The organism is Paludisphaera soli (assembly GCF_011064595.1).
GTDB classification, from domain to species: Bacteria; Planctomycetota; Planctomycetia; order Isosphaerales; family Isosphaeraceae; genus Paludisphaera; species Paludisphaera soli.
On sequence record NZ_JAALJI010000098.1, the window covers coordinates 1 to 1,826 of the forward strand.

Here is a 1,826-nt window from a genome sequence, read left to right on the forward strand (position 1 = left end):
CGTACGAAGGTGTCACTGAGCAGCACCAACGTCACGGACGGCCCTCCGACGCTCAAGTCTCTATGCTGCCAAGCCTTGGCGTTGGCTTAGTGGCGTTCGGCGTTATGTCCGGTAATCGGTCTCAGGGGCAGGGGGCCTGAAGTGGCCTCGAGCTGGTTTGTGCAACAGGCCGTTGCACAAACTTCATCCTTGCCCAAACCGCGTGGATGTGAGATGATGGCTAGACTAGCTAGCTGTTATGGAGGCGTCCGATGACCTGGAATCTCGCCGAAGCGAAGAATCGATTGAGCGAGGTGGTGAACCTCGCCCTCTCCGAGGGGCCGCAGACCATCACCCGACGAAACGACACCGTCGTCGTCGTGTCGGCCGAGAAGTATGCGGAGCTGACCGGCCAGCGTCAGAGCTTCAAGGACTTTCTCATGAGCGGGCCTTCCTTCGAGGGGCTCGACCTCGAACGGGACGAGAGCCCGATGCGGGACGTCGAGTTGTGAAGGTTCTGCTCGACACCTGCACGCTCGCCGAGATTCGCAAGCCGGATGGAAGTCAGGCCGTGAAGACGGCCGTGGCCGAGATATCCGACGAGGACCTCTATCTGAGCGTCCTTACGCTGGGCGAAATCGTCAAAGGCATCGCCCTGCTTGCCCCCGGGAAGAAGAAGAAGACCCTATCCTCCTGGCTCGTCTCCCTCGAGAGTCTGTTCGACGAACGCATCCTACCGCTCGACGCCGAAACCGCGAGGATTTGGGGCGAGCTGACCGCACGGGCTCAGAAAAAGGGAGTCGTCGTTCCAGGCGTCGACGGTCTACTTGCGGCTATAGCTCTCCGGCATGGCCTGCACGTGATGACCCGCAACACGAAGCACTTCGACGCGTCCGGGGCACTGGTCGTCGACCCATGGCAAGACAAATGAACCGAGAGTCGGAGCAGAGTCGATGGAATCCTTTCTCCAAGAACGATTCGAGCGAAGCCTTGAGGTGTTCGGCCGCGAAATCTACCCCCAGGAAGGGGAACCAATCGTGTGTCAGCTGCACGAGACCTTCGGCTCGTTCGACCAAGGCTCCCACAATTGCCTCGGATGCAACTTCGCCGATGTGACCGCGTGGATAAACAATCACCTGTCCGACTTCGACCAGTTCACCGACGTCGCAGAATCGATGTCGTTCTACCTGCTCAAGCTGTACCTGTTCGTGGAGCGTGCGTACGAGATTTTCGACATCATCCAGCTGCCCGAGGAACACAGGAAAAAGCACTTCTCTGCATTTATAAACGTGCACGAATGGGCAAACTTCATTAAGCACCCCAAGGCTTTCCTGCTCGTACACCACCCGGCCCATTTCATAGAGGGGATGCCGGTCTTCGACGCGTCGAAGTACTCGGTCGTAATAGACCAGGAGTTCGTCAAGGAGTTCTATTCGGGGGCGGATAAGAACGGGAAGCTGTACACGAAGCTCAAGAACAAGCGAGACGTGGCCGTCCTCTATCCCGACCCTCTCGGACTCACTGAGAGCTTCTGCGAAGCCATTCACAAATTCGTCCGCGTCCTTCAAGAGAACGAGGTATACCGGGAGGTTCTGGCTTCACGCACCACGTACGAAAATTACTACACGCAAGACGATTCCAATTAGTCGCGTCGGGAGGCCATCGAATTGCGGCGGATATGTAGGACGACGGCGATGTGAACGCGATGAGCGTTCAAGCATGCTGTGCAGGATAGAGGGGGTTATCCTGGAACGCCATTAAGGTAACGGCAAGTCCTGCCCGCCTCGCGACTTGAGCATCGAGGGGCCGTCCGTCACGTTGGTGTTGGTCAACGACACCACCGTGCA

The 1,826-nt window shown here is 57.8% G+C and carries 3 protein-coding genes; all 3 read left to right on the top strand.

The features are described from left to right. The first annotated feature begins 251 nt into the window (after positions 1-251). The 3 genes from G6O68_RS31700 to G6O68_RS31710 are packed head-to-tail and all read left to right on the top strand — an operon-like array spanning position 252 to position 1,625. Complete coding sequence (locus tag G6O68_RS31700; protein WP_165253738.1) at positions 252-491, top strand: type II toxin-antitoxin system prevent-host-death family antitoxin; 240 nt, start codon at positions 252-254, stop codon at positions 489-491. Then, on the top strand, positions 488-910 hold the full coding sequence (locus G6O68_RS31705) for a type II toxin-antitoxin system VapC family toxin (protein ID WP_165253740.1): 423 nt from the start codon (positions 488-490) through the stop codon (positions 908-910). Before G6O68_RS31700 ends, G6O68_RS31705 begins: the two co-directional genes overlap by 4 nt. Before the next feature lie 22 nt (positions 911-932). After that, positions 933-1,625: a hypothetical protein gene (locus tag G6O68_RS31710; RefSeq protein WP_165253742.1), complete on the top strand. Its 693-nt coding sequence runs from the start codon at positions 933-935 to the stop codon at positions 1,623-1,625. The last annotated feature ends 201 nt before the right edge of the window (positions 1,626-1,826 follow it).